Below are 21,449 nucleotides of genomic sequence, written 5' to 3'. Positions count from 1 at the left end.
TCACACCGACAGGGCTTCGAGCGCCAGGTGCGACGCCTGACGGGCATGGGTGTCGATCGGGCACACCGCCCCCGCCAGCTGGGCGTCGACCGTCGCGATCGCGGTGACGTTGACCAGGCCGCGCACCGTGACCGACGGGGTCAGGATGTGCGCCGGCCGGGCGACGCCGAGCAGCAGGGGTCCGATCGAGATCGCCTCGCCCAGCACCTTCAGCATGTTGAAGGCGATGTTGGCGGCGTCGAGCGAGGGCAGCACCAGCAGGTTGGCGGTGCCGGTCAGCTTGCTGTCCGGGAAGATGCGCTGGCGGATCTCTTCCGACAGCGCCGCGTCGGCGTGCATCTCGCCCTCGACCTCGAGGTCCGGCGCCTGCAGGCGGATCAGCGACAGGGCGTGGCGCATCTTGACCGGCGACGCGCCGTCCATGGTCCCGAAATTGGAATGCGACAGCAGCGCCACCTTGGGCACGATGCCCAGGCGCTTGATCTCCTCCGCCGCCAGAAGCGTGGTTTCGGCGATCTGCTCCGGCGTCGGGTCGGGGGTGACGTAGGTGTCGGTCAGGAAGAAGGTGCCGCGCGGCAGCACCAGGGCGCTCATCGCCGCCGGGGCGGTGACGCCGGGGCGCAGGCCGATGACGCTGACGATGTCGCGCAGATGCGGCCGGTACGGGCCGAAGCTGCCGCAGATCATGGCGTCGGCTTCCTGCTTCTGCACCATCAGCGCGGCGATCACCGTGCTGTTGGTGCGCACCACCGTCCGGGCCACGTCGGGCGAGACGCCGCGGCGGGCCAGCAGCTGGTGGTACAGGCGCCAGTATTCGTTGTAGCGGGGATCGTCCTCGGGATCGACCAGCTCGACGTCGCGGTCCAGCTTCAGCCGCAGGCCCAGCTTCTCGATCCGGCGCTCGACCACGCCGCGGCGGCCGATCAGGATCGGCTTGGCCAGCTGATCGTCGAGCACCACCTGGGCGGCGCGCAGCACGCGCTCGTCCTCGCCCTCGGCGTAGACGATGCGCTTGGGCTCCTGCTTGGCCAGGTTGAACACCGGGCGCATCACCAGGCCGGAGCGGAAGACGAACTCCTCCAGCTTGCCGACATAGGCGTCGAAATCGGTGATCGGCCGGGTGGCCACGCCGGAATCCATCGCCGCCTTCGCCACCGCCGGCGCGATCTTGATGATCAGCCGCGGGTCGAACGGCTTCGGGATCAGGTATTCCGGGCCGAAGCTGAGCTGCTGGTCGCCATAGGCGGTGGCGACGATGTCCGACCCCTCCTGCATCGCCAGGTCGGCGATGGCCTTCACCGCGGCGATCTTCATCGCCTCGTTGATCGCCGTCGCGCCGACGTCGAGCGCGCCGCGGAAGATGAAGGGGAAGCACAGCACGTTGTTGACCTGGTTCGGATAGTCCGACCGGCCGGTGGCCATCACCGCATCCGGACGGATGGCCTTGACCTCCTCCGGCATGATCTCCGGCGTCGGGTTGGCCAGCGCCATGATGATCGGGCGGTCGGCCATGCTGGCCACCATCTCGCCGGTCAGCACCCGTGGGGCGGACAGGCCGAGGAAGATGTCGGCGCCGCCGATCACCTCGCCCAGCGTCCGCGCCTCGGTCTTGCGGGCGTAGCGCTGCTTGCGCGGGTCCATCAGCTCGTTGCGGCCGTCCCAGACCACGCCGACGACATCGGAGACCCAGATGTTCTCCAGCGGCAGCCCCATGTCGACCAGCAGGTCGAGGCAGGCCAGCGCCGCGGCGCCGGCGCCGGAGGCCACCAGCTTGACCGATTTCAAATCCTTGCCGACGACGCGCAGCCCGTTGGTGATGGCGGCGGCGACGATGATGGCGGTGCCGTGCTGGTCGTCGTGGAAGACCGGAATGTTCATCCGGGCTCGGGCCTTCGATTCGACCTCGAAGCACTCCGGCGCCTTGATGTCCTCGAGGTTGATGCCGCCGAAGGTCGGCTCCAGCGCCACGATGATGTCGACCAGCTTGTCCGGGTCGGTCTCGTTGACCTCGATGTCGAAGACGTCGATGCCGGCGAACTTCTTGAACAGGACGCCCTTGCCCTCCATCACCGGCTTGGCGGCCAGCGGGCCGATGTTGCCGAGGCCGAGCACCGCGGTGCCGTTGGTGATCACGGCCACCAGGTTGGCGCGGCTGGTCATCTGCGACGCCTGGGCCGGATCGGCCACGATCGCCTCGCAGGCCGCGGCAACGCCGGGCGAATAGGCCAGCGCCAGGTCGCGCTGCGTCGCCAGCGGCTTGGTCGGCGTGACCGCGATCTTTCCGGGCGTCGGCAGGCGGTGGTAGTCGAGCGCGGCTTCGCGCAGATCGCTGGACATTCGCGGGATCCGGAAAGCGTTTCGGGTCGACCCGTTATAGGGAGCGTTCCGCCCTGGCGGAAGGGCCGCAACGGGGCGCAGTGGCGCGAAACGCGAAAGGCCCGCCTTTAGGGCGGGCCTTACGATAATGGTGCGGTCGAGAAGACTCGAACTTCCACGGGGGTTAGCCCACAGCGACCTCAACGCTGCGCGTCTACCAATTCCGCCACGACCGCACGGCAGACAGGACCAAGAGGGCCTTGCCTTCCGAGGTGCGGGGGGATTAGCAGATCGGATGCGCCCGATCAAGCAGCCCGATGAGATGATCGCGATTCCGTCGTCAGTCGCTCCCGAAACCGCCCTCCGAGACAGCCCGGACTGGCGATTCGACGACGGGGCCGTGCCCTACCCCGAGGCCCTGGCGGCGATGGAGGCCCGGGTCGCAGCGATTCGCGCCGGCACCGCGCCGGAGCTGGTGTGGCTGCTGGAGCACCCGCCGCTCTACACCGCCGGCACCAGCGCCCATGATGCGGACCTGCTGACCCCCGACCGCTTCCCGGTCTACCGCACCGGCCGCGGCGGCCAATACACCTATCACGGGCCGGGACAGCGGGTCGGTTACGTCATGGTCGACCTGAAGCGGCGCAACCCGGATGTGCGCCGCTACGTCCAGTCGCTGGAGGAGTGGCTGATCCGCGCCCTGGCGCGGTTCCAGGTGAAGGGCGAGCGGCGCGAGGGCCGGGTCGGCATCTGGGTCGAGCGCGACGGTTTCGAGAAGAAGATCGCGGCGATCGGCGTGCGCGTGCGGCAATGGGTGACCTTCCACGGCGTGGCCCTGAACGTCGACCCCGACCTGTCGCATTTCGCCGGCATCGTGCCCTGCGGTCTGGCCCAGTACGGCGTCACCTCGCTGGTCGATCTCGGCCTGCCGGTGACGATGGCCGATGTCGACCTGGCCCTGCGCGAAGCCTGGGACGAGGTGTTCGAGGGGTAGGCCTCAGAAGCCCTGGAGCAGGAAGTCCAGGGCATCGACGATCACCGAGTGCTGATCGGCCAGGGAGGCGACGACATCGCCCAGTTCGCCGATCGGGATAGAGGCCATGTCGGTTGTCACGAGAACGTATTGCTGCCCGTCGACCGACAAGATTGGCTCCAACCGAACCATCGGCTTCGCAGGATAGGAACCGACAGGGACCATCGGGACGATGATCCTCGTCTGAAGGTGGTCGTGAAACTCCGATTGGACGCCCAGTGCCAGCACGTCATCGGCCCCTTTCAGCCGATGCACATCGAATCGCATCAGAAGCGCCGATACTTCGCGAGAATTGTGCCCTCTCGCTTGATCCTTTCGACGTGACTCTTGATCGCCTCCGCGTTCTGTTCTTTCCAAAGCTCGCCTTCGCGGCGGCGCACGGCCTCAACGATGGCGTCCTCAGCGATCCGAGACACGTTCAGCCCATACTCTTTGGCTCGGCGAGTGGCTTCGACCGAGAGGTTGAGATTGGTCGGACGGCGCAACGCCCGATCCAGATTCTGGCGGCTATCGAGCTTGGACATGGATAAATCTATGCGCAAGTTTATGCGCATGGCAAGTGCTACTCGGCCTACCGAACCGAACCAATCCGAAGATCCAAAGGATCAAAACAACCGAAGCTTCTCCAGGCTCAAACCTTCCCGCTCGACCCATTCGTTGTGGCTGGCGATCGCCTCGGCGTTCCGCTCCTTCCACAGCACCGCCTCCCGGCGCCTGCCGGCATCGGCCGCCTCCGTCGGGTCACAATCTTTCGCCTTATCCTGATCGGGCATCTGATACCCTCCCCCGTCCGATAGACGCATCCGTCCAGAGGCCCATCATGCTCCTCCAGGCCGAGACCATCACGCTCAAGATCGGCGGCCGGGCCCTGTTCCAGGATGCCAGCTTCGCCATCCATCCCGGCGAGCGGGTCGGGCTGGTCGGCGACAACGGCAGCGGCAAGTCGACCCTGATCCAGGCGCTGCTGGGCGAGATCGAACTCGACCGTGGCCGCATCATGCGCCGGCGCGGGTTGGTGATCGGCCATGTGCCCCAGGCGGTGCCGGTCGCGATCATGCCCCTGACCCTGCACGAGGCGTTGGTCCAGGCCTTGTCGGAGCAGGCCCGCGACGATCAGGCCTGGCGCGCCGACATGGTGCTGGACGAGTTGGGGATCGAGCCGGAGCAGTGGCACCGGCAGAAAGTCGCCGAGCTGTCGGGCGGCTGGCAGCGCCTGCTGCTGGTGGCGCGGGCGACTCTGGCCGAGCCCGACCTGCTGATCTTCGACGAGCCGACCAACCATCTCGACGTCGGCAAGGTGATGCGGCTGGAGCGCTGGCTGACCGAGCATCTGCGCCTGCCCTTCCTCCTGGTGTCGCATGACCGGGAGTTCCTGGACCGGGTCACCGACCGCACCATCATCCTGCGCGGCGACCGGGTACGCAGCTACGGCGCCTCGTTCTCTCAGGCCAGGCAGGAGCTGATCCGCGAGGACCTGGCGGCGATGCAGCAGGCCGAGCGCGACGAGAAGGAGGTCGATCGGCTGGAGCGCGCGGCCAAGCGGCTGATGCTGTGGGCCAACCTGAAGGGGCACAACCCCGGCATGGCCCAGCGGGCCAAGGCAGTGGCGTCGCGCGCCGAGCAGCGCCGGGCGGAGGCAACGGTGGCGCATCGAGAGGCCCGGCGGGACATCAACCTGGACACGTCAGAGGTCCAGCGCGCGACGCTGATCCGGATCAAGGACCATGTCGTGCGCACCGAGACCGGGCGCGAGCTGCTGCGCATCGAGCAGGAGTTCGTGCGCCGCGGCGACCGTATCGCGCTGCTGGGCCTGAACGGCACCGGCAAGTCACACCTGATCCGGGACCTGATGGCGGCGATCACCCGGGCGATCGCAGGCGACGCGCCGATCGGCGCGTCGATCACCGCCAACCCGCAGCTGCGGCCCGGCTATCTCGACCAGCACCTGTCCGACCTGCCGCGGCAGCTGCCGGTCAACCGGGCGCTGCAGGCGGCGTCGACCCTGCGCGACGCCGAGCTGGTGCGCGAACTGCACAACATCGGCATCCCGATCGAGAAGCAGGCCACGCCGATCGGCAATCTGAGCTACGGCGAGCAGCTGCGCGTCACCTTCCTGCTGCTGCGCCTGCGCCAGCCCAACATCTACCTGCTGGACGAACCGACCAACCATCTCGACATCGCCGGCCGCGAGCGGCTGGAGGACCTGCTGTCGCGCGACGACACCACCTGCGTCTTCGTCACCCATGACCGGCGCATGCTGCGCGGCATCGGCACGCGCTACCTGGAGATCCGCAACCGCCGCCTGGTCGAGGTCGAGGGGCCGGACGACTTCCTGGAGCGGGCGGCCGCCGCGGCGTAGCGGTTCCCGGCATTCGTGCCGGGCTGGGCTTCTATTCTTCGCGCCCTGAAGCGCAGCCGGCACGCGCTATCGGAAGATCCGCGACCGACGCTTGGTCGAGATCGCCAGGCTCGACGGTTTCCTGGAGCGGGCCGTCGTCGCGGCGGAACGGGCCCCGGCGGCCAGCGCGACACGGGTGGCGAGGGTCAGCGGCTCGGGCAGCGCATCGAGCGCGAACCAGCCGATCTCGGCCAGCGCCGCCGGCTCGCGGTTGACTGGCGCCCCGCTCGCGATCACCGCGCGATAGACCGGCGCCACCCAATGGGTGCCTGCCGCCATGTCGATCTGGTCGACCAGGCACAGCAGCCCGTCGAGCCGGATGGCGATGCCCAGCTCCTCCTCGATCTCCCGGGCCACCGCGGCCTCGACCGTCTCGCCGAAATCGACCTTGCCGCCGGGCAGGCCCCAATGCCCGGCCTCCGGCTCGCGCCGGCGCTGCACCAGCAGCAGCCGGTCGTAGTCGTCCAGGATGAAGGCGCCGACGCCGAGGCGCGGGACCGCCGTCGCGGCGGGATCGGTCACAGCGTCGGCCATTGGGCAAACCCTCGGTGATCGGGAGCCGCCGCCTCGGCGATCTGGACCCGGTCGACCAGCGCGACGTTCGGGCCCCGGCGGCAGGCGGCCGCCACCACATCCACTGCGCCGGCCGGGCCGGACAGCAGCGCTTCGACCGACCCGTCGCGGCGGTTGCGCACCCAACCGTCCAGCCCCGCCGCCTCGGCCTCGCCGGCCAGCCAGGCACGGTAGCCGACGCCCTGGACCCGGCCGGTGATGCGCAGCGACAGCGTCTTGCGGTCTGCGCTCATGCATCCCGCTCCGGCGCTTCCGGCAGGTCGCCGCCATACAGCGCCGTGGCGACCAGGCGGATGGCATAGCGCGCCTCGGCCTCCAGCCGCTCGGCCTCGAACCAGAACATGTCGACCGTCAGCGTCGGCGGGTCGGAGACGTGCAGCGCCCGGTTGCGGGCCCGGCGCAGCGTGTCGAAGCGCTCGTCCAGCCCGGCCTCGGCGAACAGCCTGCCGGCGCTGAGGTAAGGGTCGACCGCCCAGCCCGCCGCCATCGCTTGCTCGCGCAGATGCGCCTCGACCACCGCCACGGCCAGGATCACGGTGGCGACCCAGGCCCCGGCGCCGAACACGGTCTCCAGCTCGACCAGCAGCGCCTGGGTGTGGTCGCCGACCGTCACGGCGCCGCGCAGGCGGCCGCCCTCGCCCTTGCCGGCCATCACGTCGGCGAACCAGCCGGTGCGGGCCTCGACCTCGTCCGCGGCGCCCTTGCTCAAGCCCGGACGCTCATCAGAGCCTGGACGATCATTGGGCGAAGATCTCCTCGCATTTGCGCAGGTCGCCCTCGATCCGCGTCTTCTCGGGGCTGGGCGGGCGCTTCGGGCCGGCCAGGTCCTTGATCCGGGTGCAGTAGTCGGCCCAGGCGCCCATCGCCCGTTCGTCGACCCGGATCATGTAGGGGTCGGAGGGGCCGGGCGGCGGGTGCAGGTCGTCGTCCTTGATGGCGCCGACCGGCGGCGGCGGCCCCGGATTCTCCGGCGGGATGAAGTAGTCGCCGCATCCCGCCAGCAGCAGCAGCACCGGCAGGACGAGATGGGCGGATCGGTTCGGCATGGCGCTCTCCCGGCTCTCAGGCCGCTGCGAACTCAAGGATCTTCTGGTCGACGGCCAGGCTGTCGCCCGGCTTGGCGTGCACGGTCCCGACCACGCCGTCGCGTTCGGCGCGCAGGATGTTCTCCATCTTCATCGCCTCGACCACCGCCAGTTCCTGCCCGGCGCGGACCGGCTCGCCCGCCGCGACCGCCAGCGAGACCAGCAGGCCGGGCATCGGCGACAGCAGGAAGCGGGACATGTCGGGCGCGGCCTTGACCGGCATCAGCTCCGACAGCTCCGCAGCGCGCGGCGTCAGCAGCACCATGTCGACCTCGCCGCCGGCATGGGTCAGGCGCAGGCCGACCGGGCGCCGGTCGATCTGGGCGACCACGCGTTCGCCCTCGACCGTGCCGTCGAACAGCATGCCGCCCGGCCGCCAGTCGCCATGGACCACGAACAGGCGCCCGTCGAGCAGGACGCGCCAGCCGCCCGTCGCCTCCTCCACCGTCACCGGCCGGTTGGCGCGGCCGCTGCGCAGCACCCAGCTGCGTGGGCCGTCGACCGTGCCGCGCAACGCCTGGCGGTGCAGCAGCGCGGCCCCCAGGGCGGCCAGCCGTTCGGCGACCTCGCCCGCCGGCATGGTGCCGTGGAAGCCGTCGGGGAACTCCTCGGCGATGAACCTGGTGGTCAGCCGGCCCGCGACAAAGCGCGGATGGTGCATCAGCGCCGCCAGGAACGGGATGTTGTGGCTGACGCCGCGGATCACGAAGCCGTCCAGCGCGCCGCGAATCGAGGCGATCGCGGCGTTGCGGTCGGCGCCGATGCCGACCAGCTTGGCGATCATCGGGTCGTAGTGCATCGAGATCTCGCCGCCCTCCTCGACGCCGGTGTCGACGCGGACGTGCGGCCCCTCCTCCGGCGCGCGGTAGCGGGTCAGCCGGCCGATCGAGGGCAGGAAGCCGCGCAGCGGGTCCTCGGCATAGACCCGGGCCTCGATCGCCCAGCCCTTCAGCCGGACATCCTCTTGGCCGAACGGCAGTTCCTCGCCGGCGGCGATGCGAATCATCAGCTCGACCAGGTCCAGCCCGGTCACCGCCTCCGTCACCGGATGCTCGACCTGCAGCCGGGTGTTCATCTCCAGGAAGTAGAAGGACCGGTCGGCGCCGACAATGAACTCGACCGTGCCGGCGGAGCGGTAGCCGACGGCGCGGGCCAGGGCGCAGGCCTCCTCGCCCATCGCCTTGCGCGTCGCCGCGTCGAGGAAGGGCGACGGCGCCTCCTCGATCACCTTCTGGTGGCGGCGCTGGATCGAGCACTCGCGCTCGCCGAGATAGACGGTGTTGCCGAAGCTGTCGGCCAGCACCTGGATCTCGATGTGGCGCGGCTCGTCGATGAACTTCTCGGCGAAGACGCGGTCGTCGCCGAACGAGGACCGCGCCTCGTTGCGGGCGGAGCGATAGCCTTCGCGCGCCTCCTCGTCGTTGTTGGCGACGCGCATGCCCTTGCCGCCGCCACCGGCCGAGGCCTTGATCATCACGGGATAGCCGATGCGGCGGGAGACGGCGACCGCCTCCTCGTCGTCGAGGATCGGCGCGAGATGGCCGGGGACTGTCGAGACGCCGGCGGCCTGGGCCAGCTTCTTCGATTCGATCTTGTCACCCATCGCCTCGATGGCGGGCACGCCCGGGCCGATGAAGGCGATGCCGGCGGCCTCGAGCGCGGCGCAGAAGCGCGGATTCTCGGACAGGAAGCCGTAGCCGGGATGCACCGCCTGGGCGCCGGTGGTGCGGCAGGCTTCGACGATGCGGTCGATCAGCAGGTAGGACTGGGACGACGGCGCCGGGCCGATCGCCACCGCCTCGTCGGCCATCCGGACATGCACCGCGTCGGCATCGGCGTCGGAATAGACCGCGACGGTCTTGATGCCCATGCGCCGCGCGGTGCGGATGACGCGGCAGGCGATCTCGCCGCGATTGGCGATCAGGATCTTGTCGAACATCATCCCTGTCTACGGCCTTCCCAGCGAAGCGTCGATTGTGGCGCACCCACGCTGCGCCGCAACAGCAAAGCGGATCAATCCCCCGTCGGCGCCAGGACGCGGTTGGCGACCGGCGACGACAGGATCATCGACGAGGTGGTGGCGCCGAAGGCGGCGAGACGCAGCAGCGTCTCGTCGAGGTGCTGGATCGACCGGGCCACGACCTTGAAGACATAGGCGTCCTCGCCCGCGACCTCATGGCATTCCACCACCTCCGGCACCGACCGGGCGAATTCCTCGACCGCTGGGAACCTGTCGGCGCGGCAGCGCAGCCGGACGAAGGCCGACAGGCTGTAGCCCAGCCGGCCGCGGTCGATCTCGGCGCGGAAGCCCTTGACGATGCCCTGGTCCTCGAGCCGCTTCACCCGCTCGGCCACCGCCGGGGGCGACAGCCCGACCAACCGGCCGAGCTCGGCATAGCTGGCCCGGGCATTCTCCTGCAGGGCCAGCACGAGGGTGCGCCCGATGGCGTCGAGGCGGAGTTTCGCGTCCATCCGAATCGCCCCCGTTGGTTTCGATCTCGCATTGGTTTAATCGAAGGATCGGCGAACCACCATTCGCGATCTCTCTGTTCTGACACGAGGCGGACGGCTAACAAGACCGTGATGATCGATCCTTTCCTGTTCGCCAAGGGCATCGCGCTCGGTATCGCCATTGCCGCGCCGGTCGGTCCGATCGGCGTGCTGACCATCCGACGGACGCTGATCCACGGCCCCCGCCACGGCATCCTGACCGGCGTGGGCGCGGCCCTTGCCGACGGGGTGTTCGGCCTGATCGCCGCCTTCGGCATGGTGGCGCTGAGCACTTGGCTGATCAGCCTGAAGACCGGGCTGCACCTGATCGGCGGCACCGTCCTGCTGGTTCTGGCCATCCGCACCCTGCTCCATGCCGGCCATATCGAGCGCGATCCGGAGAAGGGCCGCACCGAAGGCGGTGAGATCCGGGCGGTGGCCAGCGCGTTCCTCCTGACCCTCAGCAACCCGATGACGATCCTGACCTTCGCCACCGCGTTCACCGCGGTCGGGCTGGCGGAGACGCTGTCCTTCGCCTCGGGCCTGATCCTCGTCGCCGGGGTGTTCCTCGGCTCCGCCTCCTGGTTCACCGCGCTGAGCCTGGTGGTGAGCGCGACCGGCGGCCGCCTGACGCCGCGGACGCTGCTGTGGATCGACCGGGTCGCCGGCGTGCTGCTGCTGGTGTTTTCGGCCTACATGTTCCTGGCACTCTGGCTGCGCTGGTAGCCGCTTCGCTGCGTTCTGGCGCATTGACAAGCCGCGCCGCTGTGGACGAGTGTGGCCCGCCCCGAAGGGGAGGCTCGAGACTCTCCTCCCGGAAAAATGAACGGACGCGTCCTGGAATGAAGCTTTCGACCCTCCGCGCCGGTGTGGCGCTGCTCCCGCTCCTGTTCGCCGTTCCGGCGATCGCGCAGCAGGCCACGACCCCCGCAAAGCCGGCGGAGGCGGCGCCCGCCGCCCCGGCCCAGCCCGCAGCCCCGGCCCCGGCGGCACCCGCCGCCCAGACCCAGCCGCCGGCGGCACAGGGTCAGCAGGCCCCGACGCCCAAGGAATTCCTGATCGACGCCGGCGGCTGGAAGGGTGGCGCTTTCGCCAACCCGAACACCCGGCAGTTCAGCTATTGCGGCATCCAGAAGGTCTATGACGCCGGGCTGACTCTGGTCTTCCAGATGAACCCCAACTACAACTTCAACCTGGCCGTGCTGAAGCAGGGCTGGGGGCTGAAGGAAGGCGACAAGGGCCAGGCCCGCATCCGGGTCGACGCCACCTACGACAAGAAATTCGACGCGGTCCCGGGCAGCCCGGAAGCCTATGTCGTGCCGACCGGTCAGAATGGCGACCTGTTCCAGGCGCTGGCCAAGGGCAGCAAGGCGATCGTGACCACGCCGAAGGGCGAGTTCACCTTCCCGCTCAGCGGCACGCTGGCCGGGCTCAACGCGCTGCGCGACTGCAACGAGGCGGCGCGCAAGCTGATCGCCTCGGCGCAGGGCGCCGCCCCTGCCGGCGGGGGCGCGCCGGCTGCCGCGAACAACGATCCGCGCGCCCTGATCGGCGCCCAGGGCTTCGGCATGCCGGTCGGCGCGCTGCAGGACACCCTCCACGCCGCCGGGCTGGAGAACGTCGCCATCGCCGATCCGCGCAAGCTGCCGCGCGACCCGCTGCAGATCAACCAGGCCTGGCAGGTCGGCACCGACGGCAAGGTCGTCGGCGGCCTGCACCAGGAGCCGCGTGGCGACGCGATCGAGATCGACCAGTTCGCCAAGCGCTATCTCGAGATCATGAAGTCGGTCTGCGCCACCGACTGGCAGAGCAGCGACCAGCCCTCCGTCGTCAACGGCCCCTACGCGATCAAGCGGGCCGAGCTAAGCTGCAAGATGGGCGAGCAGGCGATCAGCGCGTCGCTGGTCTTCACCCTCGACGACAACTACTACACCGCCTTCTTCCACCAGAGCCTGCTGGCCGAGAAGTCGCTGTCCGAGGACGCGTCGAAGAAGCTCGGCGACTTCATCGAAAAGCAGATGGCGCTGGTCGAGGAGAAGGCCAAGCAGGAAGGCAGCCAGGGCGCGGCGCCCGCCGCCCCGACCGACCAGCCGGCACCGGCGGCCGCCCCTGCGGCACCGGCGACGCCGCCGGCCGACGGCCAGGCCGCCCCGGCAGCCCCGACAACACCGGGCGGCTGACGGCGAAACCGGTCCTGTCGTGACCATGAGGGCGGATCCTTCCGGGATCCGCCCTTGTTGTTTCAGGAGAGAACCGGCCAAGATCACGGGCCGATGGAGGCTTCGATGACCCGGACCGCGCCCCCCCGTCCCCCGACCGCCCCGGACCTCCCGCCCAAGGCCGGTCTGACCGATGCCGCCGACGTCGCGGCGCTGGTCGCTTCCGACCACCGCGACCCCTTCGGCGTGCTCGGCCCCCATCCCGCGGCCGGCGGCACCGTGCTGCGCTGCTTCCGCCCCGACGCTGCAGCGATCGAAGCCATCGACCCGGACAGCGGCGTGGTGCTGGCCGCGTTGGAGCGGCGCCATCCGGATGGCGTGTTCGACGGCCGGATCGACGCCCCCTTCCCCGCCCGCTACCGGTTGCGCATCGATTACGGCGCGGCGGGCGGGGTGTGGGAGGTCGAGGACCCCTACCGATTCCCGTCCAGCTTCGGCGAGCTCGACCTGCATCTGCTCGGCGAAGGCACCCATCTCGAGCTCTACGAACGGCTCGGCGCCCATCCCAGGACGCTGGACGGCGTCGACGGCACCGTCTTCGCGGTCTGGGCGCCCAACGCCCGCCGCGTCGCCGTGGTCGGCGACTTCAACCGCTGGGACGGCCGTCTGCATCCGATGCGCCTGCATCCCGGCATCGGCGTGTGGGAGATCTTCCTTCCCGGAATCGGCCCCGGCGCCACCTACAAGTTCGAGATCCGCGGCCCGGACGGCACCCTGCTGCCGCCGAAGACCGACCCCTTCGCCTTCCGCGCCGAGCATCCACCGGCCACCGCCTCGATCGTGCACGGCCTGCCCCGCTATGACTGGGACGACGCCGCCTGGATGGACAGCCGTGCCGCGGCGCAGCGGCGCGACGCGCCGATCAGCGTCTACGAGGTGCATCCCGGGTCCTGGCGCCGGGTGCCGGAGGAGGGTGACCGCCCGCTGTCCTGGCGCGAACTGGGCGACCAGCTGATCCCCTACGCCGTCGGGCTGGGCTTCACCCATATCGAGCTGATGCCGATCAGCGAGTTCCCGTTCGACGGGTCCTGGGGCTATCAGCCGATCGGGCTGTACGCCCCGACCAGCCGGTTCGGCCCGCCGGAGGATTTCGCCGGCTTCGTCGACCGCTGCCACCGCGCCGGCCTCGGCGTGCTGCTGGACTGGGTCCCCGGGCATTTCCCGACCGACGAGCACGGCCTGGCCCGATTCGACGGCACCGCGCTGTACGAGCACGCCGACCCGCGCCAGGGCATGCACCAGGACTGGGGCACGCTGATCTACAATTACGGCCGGGCCGAAGTGCGCAACTTCCTGCTCGGCAACGCGCTGTTCTGGCTCGACCGCTTCCATGTCGACGGGCTGCGGGTCGATGCCGTCGCCTCGATGCTGTATCTCGACTACAGCCGCAAGGCCGGGGAATGGGTGCCGAACCGCTTCGGCGGGCGCGAGAACCTGGAGGCGGTGGATTTCCTGCGCCAGACCAATGTCGAGGTCTTCGGCCGGCATCAAGGCGTGACCACGGTGGCCGAGGAATCGACCGCCTGGCCGGCGGTGTCGCGGCCCGCCCATCTCGGGGGGCTGGGCTTCGGCTACAAGTGGAACATGGGGTGGATGAACGACACCCTGCGCTACATGCAGAAGGATCCGATCCACCGGACCTGGCACCATTCCGACCTGACCTTCGGCCTGCTCTACGCCTTCAGCGAGAACTTCGTGCTGCCGCTGAGCCATGACGAGGTGGTGCACGGCAAGGGCTCGATGCTGGGCAAGATGCCGGGCGACGACTGGCAGAAATTCGCCAATCTGCGGGCCTTCTACGGCTTCATGTGGGCCCATCCCGGCAAGAAGCTGCTGTTCATGGGCGGCGAGTTCGCGCAACCCGCGGAGTGGAGCCACGACCGCAGCCTGGACTGGCACCTGCTGGGTGACGAGCGGCATGCCGGGATGCAGCGGCTGATCGGCGACCTCAACCGCCTGTACCGCGAGGTCCCGGCGCTGCATGCGCGCGACTGCGAGCCGGAAGGCTTCGCCTGGATCGACGCCAGCAACAGCACCGATTCGATCCTGGCCTGGCTGCGCCTGGGCCATGACGGCGACCGGCCGGTGCTGGCGGTGTCGAACTTCACCCCGGTGCCGCGCCAGGGCTACCGCATCGGCGTGCCCCATGGCGGCCGCTGGATCGAGCGGCTGAACACCGACGCCGCCGGCTATGGCGGCTCCGGCCTGGGCAATTTCGGCGGGGTCGAGGCCGAGGCTTCGCCCTGGCACGGCCAGCCGCATTCGCTGCTGCTGACCCTGCCGCCGCTGGCGACGGTGCTGTTCGAATGGGCGGGCTGAGGGCCCGCCCTCCGGCTACGGCTTGACGGTCTCGGCCTGGCGCTTCAGTTCGTCGGCGGTGCGGGCGATCTGGCTCTGCAGGTCCGCCAGCTGCTGCCGCGCCGCGGCGAGGTCCGCCTGGGTCTTGCTGAGCTGGTCGGTGGCCTGGGCGACCTGCCCGTTCACCGCGGCGGCATCGGCGTTCAGCCGGGCGTAGCTGTCGCGCTGCGCCGCCTCCTGCGACCGCAGCTGGTCGAGCTGGCCGGCCAGGCTGTCGACCTCGGCCTGCTTCGCCGCGGCGGCGGCCTCGACCTCGGTCGCGCGGGCCTGCGCGGCCTGGACCCGGAGCCCGACCGCATCGGCCTCCTTGCCCACCGCCGCACGGCGGGACTCGGCCTCGGTCACAGCGTCACGGCCGCGGTCGATCTGCGTCTGCAGCTGGGCGGCTTCGGCCTTCAGCGCATCACGCTCGGCGCCGGCCTGCTTCAGCGCCGCCAGCTCCTGCTGCGTGGCGCCGAGCTTGGCCTGCACCGCGTCGCGCGCCTGGCTGGCGCTGCGGCTTTCGACGCCGAGATAGATCGCAGCGACCAGCGCGACGAAGGCGACGATGATCGCGGCGGCGATGGCGATTCGCGGCGCCTCGGCATCGCGCTTCGGGGCGGGTTCGGCCAGGTCGGCCGGGTCGGCCGGGCTGTGATCGGGATCGGCGAGGGTCACGCGGACGGTCCTTTCAACGGACGATTGGGGCGGCGATGACGGTTGACGAAGGCGCGTCGGATGGCGAGATGCCTTAGCCACGAAACTTGGTGAAATCGTGTCATAGGCCAAGGGCGTCTCGTCGCGCCGGCCGGTCGCGAGGGCCATCGCGATGGTCGGTGGACGGGTCCCGCCGCACGCCCCATCCTGCCGATCGGACAGAAGGAATCCACGATGCCCTTGCCCGACCGCCTCCCGGCCGGCCAGCCCTGGCCGTTTGGCGCCACCCTCGCCGAAGGGGGCGTGAACTTCGCCCTGTTCTCCGCCCATGCCGAGCGGGTCGAGCTGTGCCTGTTCGATGCCGAGGGGCGGCAGGAGGTCGCACGCCGCGACCTGACCGCCCGGACGGACCAGGTCTGGCACGGAATGCTGCCGGGGGCCGGCCCAGGCACCGTCTACGGCTACCGCGTCCACGGCCCCTATGCGCCGCTGGACGGGCACCGCTTCAACCCGAACAAGCTGCTGCTGGACCCCTACGCCAAGGCGCTGGCCGGCGGCTTCCAATGGGATGACGCCGTGCACGGGTACAGCCGCGGCGCCCCGGAGGCCGACCTGTCCTTCGACCCACGCGACAGCGCGCCCTTCGTGCCGAAATCGGTGGTAATCGACCCGGCGCATGACTGGGAGGGCGACGAGGCGCCGCGCACGCCGTGGGGCGAGACCGTGCTGTACGAGGCCCAGCTGCGCGGCCTGACCATGCGCCACCCCGGCATCCCCGAACCGCTGCGCGGCACCCTGGGCGGCCTGGCCCATCCGGTCATGGTCGACCATCTGCGCCGGCTCGGCGTCACCGCGGTCGAACTGATGCCGGTGCACGCCTTCCTCGACGAACGGGCGCTGTTCGAGCGGGGTTTGCGCAACTACTGGGGCTACAACACCGCCGCCTTCTTCGCCGTCCACCCCGCCTATGCCGGTGCGCCCTCTTCACTTTCATACCGGGCACCGCTCGATGCCCTGCGCAATGCAGTCAAGGCGCTGCACCGGGCCGGGATCGAGGTCATCCTCGACGTCGTCTACAACCACACGGTGGAGAGCGACGTCTTCGGCCCGACCCTGAACTTCCGCGGCATCGACAACCTGTCCTACTACCAGCACGCGCCGCATGACCGGCGCGAGCCGTTCAACCCCACCGGCACCGGCAACGCGCTCGACCTCGGCCATCCCCGGGTGCTGCAGCTGGTGGTGGACAGCCTGCGCTGGTGGGTGGAGGCGGCGCATGTCGACGGCTTCCGCTTCGACCTGGCCACCACCCTGGCCCGGGTCGGCGGCGACTTCACCTCCGCCGCCCCCTTCCTGCAGGCCGTGGCGCAGGACCCGGTGCTGGCGCCGTGCAAACTGATCGCCGAGCCCTGGGACATCGGCCCCGGCGGCTATCGCGTCGGCGGCTTCCCGACGGGATGGTCGGAGTGGAACGACCGCTATCGCGACGGCATCCGGCGCTATTGGCGCGGCGACGCCGGGCAGCGGCCGGAGCTGGCGCGCCGCCTGTCCGCCTCCGCCGACCTGTTCGACCATGACGGGCGCGGCGCCCGCACCAGCGTCAACTTCGTCACCGCCCATGACGGCTTCACCCTGGCCGACGTGGTCAGCTACGCCGGGAAGCACAACGAGGCGAATGGCGAGCGCAACCGCGACGGCACCGGCGACAACCATTCAGACAATCTCGGCGCCGAAGGCCCGGCCGACGATCCGGCGATCCTGGCCCGCCGGCTGCGGCGCCGGCGCAACCTGATCGCGACGCTGCTGTTCAGCCAGGGCACCCCCATGCTGCTGGCCGGCGACGAGCTGGGCCACAGCCAGCAGGGCAACAACAACGCCTATTGCCAGGACGGCCCCCTGACCTGGCTGGACTGGGCCGGCGCCGACCCGGCCTTCATCGACTTCATGGGCCGCGTGGTGGCGCTGCGCCGGGCCCATCCGGCGCTGCGCCGCACCGACTTCCTGCACGGCGCCCCGAGCGGAGCGACATCCGGCACCGGGGACGCCCTGCCCGACCTGGCCTGGCTGCGGCCGGACGGCCAGGCCATGGCCGGTGGCGACTGGGACGCCCCGGACTCCGTTCTTGGCATGCTGCTGAGCGAACCGACCGCCCCACCCCTGCTGCTGCTGTTCAACGCCGGCGCCGGGGACGTCGACTTCACCCTGCCGGCGCTGGGCGCCTGGCACGCCTGGCTGGACACCGCGCGCACGCCCAGCGTGCCGCAGTTCGATCCGGCGGCCACCGCCTATCCGCTGGCCGCCGAAAGCCTGGTGTTGCTGGCGCTCGGCATGGTGTCGCCGGCGGATATTGGGAATGACTTTCAGTAATGCTGCGACTGTTTCTCAATCACACAAGTAAAACTTTACGGACTCTTGTAATCGTTCTAGGGTACGGCCCGTGATACTGACAGACACAAGCCGAGGCGACCATGCAGGGCGACAAGAAGGTTCTCACCCACCTGAATGCGGTGCTGAAGAACGAGCTGACCGCGATCAACCAGTATTTCCTGCACGCCCGGATGCTGAAGAACTGGGACGTCAAGCGCCTGGCAAAGAAGGTGTATGAGGAATCGATCGGCGAGATGAAGCACGCCGATCTGCTGATCGAGCGCATCCTGATGCTGGAGGGCCTGCCCAACCTGCAGGATCTCGGCAAGCTCGGCATCGGCGAGAATGTGCCGGAAATGCTGGCCTCCGACCTCGGCCTCGAGACCTTCAACCAGAAGACGGTGAAGGAGGCGATGGTGCACTGCGAATCGGTGCGCGACTTCGTTTCCCGCGACATCCTGCTGAAGATCCTCGATGACACCGAGGAGCACATCGACTGGATCGAATCGCAGCAATACCTGATCAGCCAGATGGGCGTGCAGAACTACATCCAGCTGGTGTCCAGCGAAGAGAGCTGAAGTCGGCTCATCAGATCAAGTCTCGGCAAGGCCCCGTTTCGGCGGGGCCTTTTTCTATTGCATTGGGACTTCGTAGGTTGGGTTCGCTCTTGCGAACCCAACGCTGGCTCGGGCGACACGATGTTGGGTTCGCCTCGGCGAACCCAACCTACGCGAGCGCTCCAGCCGATCAGCGCTTCGGCTTGTTGATGGCGTCGAGCTGGCGCTGAAGGTCGTCGAGGCGCTGGCGCAGCGTGTCGAGCGAGCCGGTCTCCGGCGCTGCGGCGGCTTCGGCCGAGGCGGGCTGGGCCGGCTGGCCGGGGGCCTTGCCGCCGGCGCCCGGGCCGGTGCCGGGGACGGCGAAGGGCGTGAACATCTGCATGGCGCGCTCGAACAGCGCCATGTTCTGCTTGCTCATCTCCTCGAAGGCGCCGAACGGGAACACCCCGCTGACATCCTTGAAGTAGGTCCGCATCTGGTCCTGGTTGCGGGCGAAGGCCTCCATCGAGGATTCCAGATAGCGCGGCACCATGAACTGCAGGTTGTCGCCGTAGAGGGCGATCAGCTGCCGGAGGAAGCCGATCGGCAGCATGTTCTGCCCGCCCTTGCCTTCCTCCTCTACGATGATCTGGGTCAGCACCGAGCGGGTGATGTCCTCGCCCGACTTGGCGTCGAAGACCAGAAATTCGGCGCCGTCCTTGACCATCTGGGCCAGGTTTTCGAGCGTCACGTAGCTCGACGTCGCCGTGTTGTAGAGGCGGCGGTTGGCGTATTTCTTGATGGTGATGGGAGCGGCCTTCGGCTCCTCGGCCGACGGGGCGGGATTGGGCGCGGCCTGCGTGGTCGGCATGGTGGTCCCTATCGCTTCTTCGGGCCGCGGACACGGCCGCTTTCGCTGATTTGAGCCTATACTGGTCCGACCGGATCGGCATGTCACGATCCTTTCGCATCGCAGCACGCCGAACCCCGGGACCAGGGGCATAGGCAGGGATGCCTGCAGTGGTTATGATCGCCCGCCATGACCGCGCCGAAACCGCCTCCCCCGAATCCAGCCCCCCCAAATTCACCCCATGGCGACGGCGACAGCCCCGAGGCCCTCGCCCGCCGTTTCCTCGATCTCTGGCAAGAGCATTGGACCGCAACCCTGACCGATCCCGAGACGCTGCGAGGCTGGGCCGCCCTGTTCGACCCGGCCCATGCATCGCGCTGGCTGGCAGGGCTGGGCGGCGCGGCCGGAGCCGGCGGCGATGACAAGGCTAGGCCCCCGGCCGCTGCCGCTGCACCTGGGCGCGGCCGCCCTGAGCTGGACGAGCGGGATCGCCGCCTTGCCGCTCTGGAACAGCGTGTCGCCCAGCTCGAATCCGCCCTGGCCGGAGCCGCTGCGCCGCGCCGCCGAACGCCTCGCAAGCCTGGCACCTGACGCCGCCGTCGCGACCCTGACGGCGGAGGCGACGCGCCGCGCCGCCGCCTTCCTGACCGGGCTGGAGCGCTACACCCACCACGCCTACAGCCGCGACCTGCCGGATCCGCCCGTGCTGTGGCAGGCCGGGTCGGCCCGGCTGCGCGATTACGGCCCAGCCGGCGGCCTGCCGCTGCTGGTGGTGCCGTCCCTGGTCAACCGCGCCTATGTGCTGGACCTCACCGCGGAGCGCAGCCTGCTGCGCTTCCTGGCGGCGCAGGGCCTGAGGCCGCTGCTGCTGGAATGGGATGTGCCGCAGGGCGAGGAGCGCGACTTCACCCTGAGCGATATCGTCACCCGGCGGCTGGAGCCGGCGCTGGACGCGGTGCGGGCCGTAGCCCCAGGGCCGGTCGGGTTGCTCGGCTACTGCATGGGCGGCACGCTGGCGGCAGCGCTGGCGGCGCGGCGGGGTGCCGACATCGCCGGGACCGCCTTCCTCGCTGCCCCGTGGGACTTCCATGCCGGCGCGCCGCACCAGGCCGAAATCGGCCGGATGGCGGCAGCGGCCAGTCTGCCGATCGTCGCCTCGCTCGGCGTGCTGCCGGTCGACGGCATCCAGGCGCTGTTCGCCACCCTCGACCCGCTGACCGCGCTGCGCAAGTTCAGCGCCTTCGGCCGGCTGGACCCGGCCTCGCCGGAGGCGGCGCGCTTCGTCGCGCTGGAGGATTGGCTGAACGACGGCATCCCGCTGCCGGGCCCGGTGGCGCTGGAATGCCTGGCCGGCTGGTACGGCGAGAACATGCCGGGCCGCGGCCTGTGGCGGGTCGACGGCGACCCGGTGCGGCCGGAGGCGATCCGCATGCCCAGCCTGCACCTGATCCCGGCCCGCGACCGCATCGTGCCGCCGGCCAGCGCCAGGGCCCTGGCCGAGACGATGCCCGGCGCCGAGCGGATCGAGCCGCCGCTGGGCCATATCGGCATGGTGGTGGGCGGCACCGCCGAGACCCAGGTCTGGCGACCGCTGGCGGGCTGGCTGGCCGACGCTATTCGAACCTCACGACCAGCGTCACGGGCGCGAGCAGCAGCCCGTCGTAGCGCAGGGTCACCACCCCGCCGCGCGTCGGCCCCGTCGGCGCGCCGAAAGACCCCAGGCTGACCCGCTGGCCCGGCTGCAGCGCTTCGCCCCGGGCCGCCAGATCCTGCGCCAGCCAGATCACCGCGTTCAGCGGATTGCCCAGGACGGCAGAGCCCGGCGCCTCGGTCAGCACCTTGCCGGTCTCGTCGGTCAACGAGACCTTCATCGTCGCCAGCCGATCGGCCAGACTTGGCTCGATCGGGATCGCCGGACCGAGCACGCCGAGCCGGGCGCCGACATTGATCGCGGTGATCGCCTCGGCCGTCGGCTTCTCGGTCGGCGCCAGCACCAGGTCGGACAGCTCGATGAAGGGCTGCAGCGCCGCGAGATGGGCCAGCACTTCCCCCGGCGTCTTCGCCTGGTTCACCCCGTCGTCGCCGATCACCGCGACCAGGTCGGCCTCGACCATCGGGCGGGCGGCGAAATCGGCCGGGATCGGCGTGATCGGCTCGCGCAGCATGCCGCCCAGCAGCACGCCGGAGACGGGATGGCCGACGCCCAGCCGGTCCTGCATCGCCTGGCTGGTCAGGCCGACCTTGTAGCCGACCGGCTGCCCGGCATCGGCGGCCAGGTCCTGCACCAGCGTCTTCTGGACGCAGGCGGCGGTGGCGGCGTCGATGCCGGACAGGCCGGTCACCGGCGCCTTGGCTCGCCAGGCCTCAGCCAGCCGTGCCGCGGTCGCGGCGCAATCCTCGGCCGCCACCGCTGGCATCGTTCCCATCAGCGCGGCCAGCGCCAACGCCCACTGCATCGCCTTGCGCATCGATCCCGCTCCCTTTCGGTTGGGCGCTTCCGTGGCGGTTGCGCTGGCGGAAGCGCCGTGGCTATCGTCATCCTAACGCAATTTCCACCGGTGCGGCCGACCGCGCCGAACAGCAGAGGA

Annotated in this window: 21 protein-coding genes and 1 tRNA gene; 8 read left to right on the top strand and 14 right to left on the bottom strand. The window is 69.9% G+C overall.

All coding sequences use genetic code 11. The annotated features are described in order from the left end of the window. Both E9232_RS00555 and E9232_RS00550 read right to left on the bottom strand, forming a co-directional pair. A complete protein-coding gene (locus E9232_RS00555; protein WP_309791444.1) occupies positions 1-2,337 on the bottom strand; it encodes an NADP-dependent malic enzyme in 2,337 nt (778 codons plus the stop codon). Positions 2,338-2,465: 128 nt separating this feature from the next. Beyond that, a tRNA-Leu gene (locus tag E9232_RS00550) sits at positions 2,466-2,552 on the bottom strand. An 86-nt stretch (positions 2,553-2,638) separates the two neighbouring features. Here E9232_RS00550 and lipB point away from each other — a divergent pair. Next, positions 2,639-3,310 (top strand): lipoyl(octanoyl) transferase LipB, encoded by a 672-nt coding sequence (gene lipB / locus E9232_RS00545; RefSeq protein ID WP_309792232.1) that lies wholly within the window; start codon positions 2,639-2,641, stop codon positions 3,308-3,310. Positions 3,311-3,313: 3 nt separating this feature from the next. Here lipB and E9232_RS00540 read toward each other — a convergent pair whose 3' ends face one another. The 3 genes from E9232_RS00540 to E9232_RS00530 all read right to left on the bottom strand — a co-directional run bounded on the left by E9232_RS00540 (position 3,314) and on the right by E9232_RS00530 (position 4,122). Then, positions 3,314-3,616 carry a CcdB family protein gene (locus E9232_RS00540; RefSeq protein WP_309791442.1) on the bottom strand — a complete coding sequence of 101 codons (303 nt, stop codon included), beginning with the start codon at positions 3,614-3,616 and terminating at the stop codon, positions 3,314-3,316. Further along, the gene (locus E9232_RS00535; RefSeq protein WP_309791440.1) at positions 3,616-3,873 is read right to left on the bottom strand and encodes a type II toxin-antitoxin system CcdA family antitoxin; all 258 of its coding nucleotides are present in this window, start codon (positions 3,871-3,873) and stop codon (positions 3,616-3,618) included. The genes E9232_RS00540 and E9232_RS00535 overlap by 1 nt, the downstream gene beginning before the upstream one ends. Before the next feature lie 81 nt (positions 3,874-3,954). Continuing rightward, positions 3,955-4,122, bottom strand: coding sequence for a type II toxin-antitoxin system CcdA family antitoxin (locus E9232_RS00530; RefSeq protein ID WP_309791439.1), 168 nt, complete (start codon positions 4,120-4,122; stop codon positions 3,955-3,957). A gap of 47 nt (positions 4,123-4,169) precedes the next feature. Here E9232_RS00530 and E9232_RS00525 point away from each other — a divergent pair, with 47 nt between their 5' ends. Beyond that, the gene (locus E9232_RS00525; RefSeq protein WP_309791438.1) at positions 4,170-5,708 is read left to right on the top strand and encodes an ABC-F family ATP-binding cassette domain-containing protein; all 1,539 of its coding nucleotides are present in this window, start codon (positions 4,170-4,172) and stop codon (positions 5,706-5,708) included. A gap of 66 nt (positions 5,709-5,774) precedes the next feature. Here E9232_RS00525 and E9232_RS00520 read toward each other — a convergent pair whose 3' ends face one another. From E9232_RS00520 to E9232_RS00495, 6 genes are all read right to left on the bottom strand, one after another. After that, a complete protein-coding gene (locus E9232_RS00520) occupies positions 5,775-6,281 on the bottom strand; it encodes an NUDIX domain-containing protein (RefSeq protein ID WP_309791437.1) in 507 nt (168 codons plus the stop codon). After that, positions 6,266-6,553 carry an acylphosphatase gene (locus E9232_RS00515; protein ID WP_309791436.1) on the bottom strand — a complete coding sequence of 96 codons (288 nt, stop codon included), beginning with the start codon at positions 6,551-6,553 and terminating at the stop codon, positions 6,266-6,268. Before E9232_RS00515 ends, E9232_RS00520 begins: the two co-directional genes overlap by 16 nt. Next, positions 6,550-7,029, bottom strand: a complete 480-nt coding sequence (locus tag E9232_RS00510) for a hypothetical protein (protein ID WP_309791435.1) — start codon at positions 7,027-7,029, stop codon at positions 6,550-6,552. Before E9232_RS00510 ends, E9232_RS00515 begins: the two co-directional genes overlap by 4 nt. 28 nt (positions 7,030-7,057) lie before the next feature. Next, positions 7,058-7,366, bottom strand: coding sequence for a hypothetical protein (locus E9232_RS00505; protein ID WP_309791434.1), 309 nt, complete (start codon positions 7,364-7,366; stop codon positions 7,058-7,060). Positions 7,367-7,382: 16 nt separating this feature from the next. After that, positions 7,383-9,344, bottom strand: coding sequence for an acetyl-CoA carboxylase biotin carboxylase subunit (locus tag E9232_RS00500; protein WP_309792231.1), 1,962 nt, complete (start codon positions 9,342-9,344; stop codon positions 7,383-7,385). A 74-nt stretch (positions 9,345-9,418) separates the two neighbouring features. Next, complete coding sequence (locus E9232_RS00495) at positions 9,419-9,877, bottom strand: Lrp/AsnC family transcriptional regulator (protein ID WP_309791433.1); 459 nt, start codon at positions 9,875-9,877, stop codon at positions 9,419-9,421. A gap of 111 nt (positions 9,878-9,988) precedes the next feature. Between E9232_RS00495 and E9232_RS00490 the strand changes: the two genes are divergently transcribed. The 3 genes from E9232_RS00490 to glgB all read left to right on the top strand — a co-directional run bounded on the left by E9232_RS00490 (position 9,989) and on the right by glgB (position 14,433). Further along, complete coding sequence (locus E9232_RS00490; protein ID WP_309791432.1) at positions 9,989-10,621, top strand: LysE family translocator; 633 nt, start codon at positions 9,989-9,991, stop codon at positions 10,619-10,621. 116 nt (positions 10,622-10,737) lie between these two features. After that, positions 10,738-12,075 (top strand): hypothetical protein, encoded by a 1,338-nt coding sequence (locus E9232_RS00485; RefSeq protein ID WP_309791431.1) that lies wholly within the window; start codon positions 10,738-10,740, stop codon positions 12,073-12,075. A 105-nt stretch (positions 12,076-12,180) separates the two neighbouring features. Then, entirely contained in the window at positions 12,181-14,433 is a 2,253-nt protein-coding gene (glgB, locus tag E9232_RS00480; protein ID WP_309791429.1) for a 1,4-alpha-glucan branching protein GlgB, read from the top strand. Between the two features lie 15 nt (positions 14,434-14,448). Here glgB and E9232_RS00475 read toward each other — a convergent pair whose 3' ends face one another. Then, entirely contained in the window at positions 14,449-15,129 is a 681-nt protein-coding gene (locus tag E9232_RS00475; RefSeq protein ID WP_309791428.1) for a hypothetical protein, read from the bottom strand. A 213-nt stretch (positions 15,130-15,342) separates the two neighbouring features. Between E9232_RS00475 and glgX the strand changes: the two genes are divergently transcribed. Both glgX and bfr read left to right on the top strand, forming a co-directional pair. Beyond that, positions 15,343-17,475 (top strand): glycogen debranching protein GlgX, encoded by a 2,133-nt coding sequence (glgX, locus tag E9232_RS00470; RefSeq protein WP_309791426.1) that lies wholly within the window; start codon positions 15,343-15,345, stop codon positions 17,473-17,475. 101 nt (positions 17,476-17,576) lie between these two features. Then, a complete protein-coding gene (bfr, locus tag E9232_RS00465; RefSeq protein ID WP_309791425.1) occupies positions 17,577-18,053 on the top strand; it encodes a bacterioferritin in 477 nt (158 codons plus the stop codon). Positions 18,054-18,222: 169 nt separating this feature from the next. Here bfr and phaR read toward each other — a convergent pair whose 3' ends face one another. Next, complete coding sequence (phaR, locus tag E9232_RS00460) at positions 18,223-18,882, bottom strand: polyhydroxyalkanoate synthesis repressor PhaR (protein ID WP_309791424.1); 660 nt, start codon at positions 18,880-18,882, stop codon at positions 18,223-18,225. A gap of 346 nt (positions 18,883-19,228) precedes the next feature. Between phaR and E9232_RS00455 the strand changes: the two genes are divergently transcribed. Beyond that, positions 19,229-20,587, top strand: a complete 1,359-nt coding sequence (locus E9232_RS00455; protein ID WP_309791423.1) for a dienelactone hydrolase family protein — start codon at positions 19,229-19,231, stop codon at positions 20,585-20,587. On the opposite strand, the gene E9232_RS00450 is transcribed toward E9232_RS00455, so the two are convergent. Next, positions 20,475-21,329, bottom strand: coding sequence for a 2-keto-4-pentenoate hydratase (locus tag E9232_RS00450; RefSeq protein ID WP_309791422.1), 855 nt, complete (start codon positions 21,327-21,329; stop codon positions 20,475-20,477). The two genes, E9232_RS00455 and E9232_RS00450, sit on opposite strands and share 113 nt — an antisense overlap. Between the last annotated feature and the right edge of the window lie 120 nt (positions 21,330-21,449).

It is taken from the genome of Inquilinus ginsengisoli, assembly GCF_031453975.1.
In the GTDB taxonomy this organism is placed as follows: domain Bacteria; phylum Pseudomonadota; class Alphaproteobacteria; order DSM-16000; family Inquilinaceae; genus Inquilinus; species Inquilinus ginsengisoli_A.
Note: the sequence above shows the minus strand (reverse complement) of the source record. Positions and strands in the feature narration are given on the sequence as shown.

What these genes read in the sequence shown, in the direction of transcription:
- E9232_RS00555 (WP_309791444.1), bottom strand. Translation starts at nt 2,337, where the DNA reads ATGTCCAGCGATCTGCGCGAAGCCGCGCTCGACTACCACCGCCTGCCG.
- lipB (WP_309792232.1), top strand. Translation starts at nt 2,639, where the DNA reads ATGATCGCGATTCCGTCGTCAGTCGCTCCCGAAACCGCCCTCCGAGAC.
- E9232_RS00540 (WP_309791442.1), bottom strand. Translation starts at nt 3,616, where the DNA reads ATGCGATTCGATGTGCATCGGCTGAAAGGGGCCGATGACGTGCTGGCA.
- E9232_RS00535 (WP_309791440.1), bottom strand. Translation starts at nt 3,873, where the DNA reads ATGTCCAAGCTCGATAGCCGCCAGAATCTGGATCGGGCGTTGCGCCGT.
- E9232_RS00530 (WP_309791439.1), bottom strand. Translation starts at nt 4,122, where the DNA reads ATGCCCGATCAGGATAAGGCGAAAGATTGTGACCCGACGGAGGCGGCC.
- E9232_RS00525 (WP_309791438.1), top strand. Translation starts at nt 4,170, where the DNA reads ATGCTCCTCCAGGCCGAGACCATCACGCTCAAGATCGGCGGCCGGGCC.
- E9232_RS00520 (WP_309791437.1), bottom strand. Translation starts at nt 6,281, where the DNA reads ATGGCCGACGCTGTGACCGATCCCGCCGCGACGGCGGTCCCGCGCCTC.
- E9232_RS00515 (WP_309791436.1), bottom strand. Translation starts at nt 6,553, where the DNA reads ATGAGCGCAGACCGCAAGACGCTGTCGCTGCGCATCACCGGCCGGGTC.
- E9232_RS00505 (WP_309791434.1), bottom strand. Translation starts at nt 7,366, where the DNA reads ATGCCGAACCGATCCGCCCATCTCGTCCTGCCGGTGCTGCTGCTGCTG.
- E9232_RS00500 (WP_309792231.1), bottom strand. Translation starts at nt 9,344, where the DNA reads ATGTTCGACAAGATCCTGATCGCCAATCGCGGCGAGATCGCCTGCCGC.
- E9232_RS00495 (WP_309791433.1), bottom strand. Translation starts at nt 9,877, where the DNA reads ATGGACGCGAAACTCCGCCTCGACGCCATCGGGCGCACCCTCGTGCTG.
- E9232_RS00490 (WP_309791432.1), top strand. Translation starts at nt 9,989, where the DNA reads ATGATCGATCCTTTCCTGTTCGCCAAGGGCATCGCGCTCGGTATCGCC.
- E9232_RS00485 (WP_309791431.1), top strand. Translation starts at nt 10,738, where the DNA reads ATGAAGCTTTCGACCCTCCGCGCCGGTGTGGCGCTGCTCCCGCTCCTG.
- glgB (WP_309791429.1), top strand. Translation starts at nt 12,181, where the DNA reads ATGACCCGGACCGCGCCCCCCCGTCCCCCGACCGCCCCGGACCTCCCG.
- glgX (WP_309791426.1), top strand. Translation starts at nt 15,343, where the DNA reads ATGCCCTTGCCCGACCGCCTCCCGGCCGGCCAGCCCTGGCCGTTTGGC.
- bfr (WP_309791425.1), top strand. Translation starts at nt 17,577, where the DNA reads ATGCAGGGCGACAAGAAGGTTCTCACCCACCTGAATGCGGTGCTGAAG.
- phaR (WP_309791424.1), bottom strand. Translation starts at nt 18,882, where the DNA reads ATGCCGACCACGCAGGCCGCGCCCAATCCCGCCCCGTCGGCCGAGGAG.
- E9232_RS00455 (WP_309791423.1), top strand. Translation starts at nt 19,229, where the DNA reads ATGCATCGCGCTGGCTGGCAGGGCTGGGCGGCGCGGCCGGAGCCGGCG.
- E9232_RS00450 (WP_309791422.1), bottom strand. Translation starts at nt 21,329, where the DNA reads ATGCGCAAGGCGATGCAGTGGGCGTTGGCGCTGGCCGCGCTGATGGGA.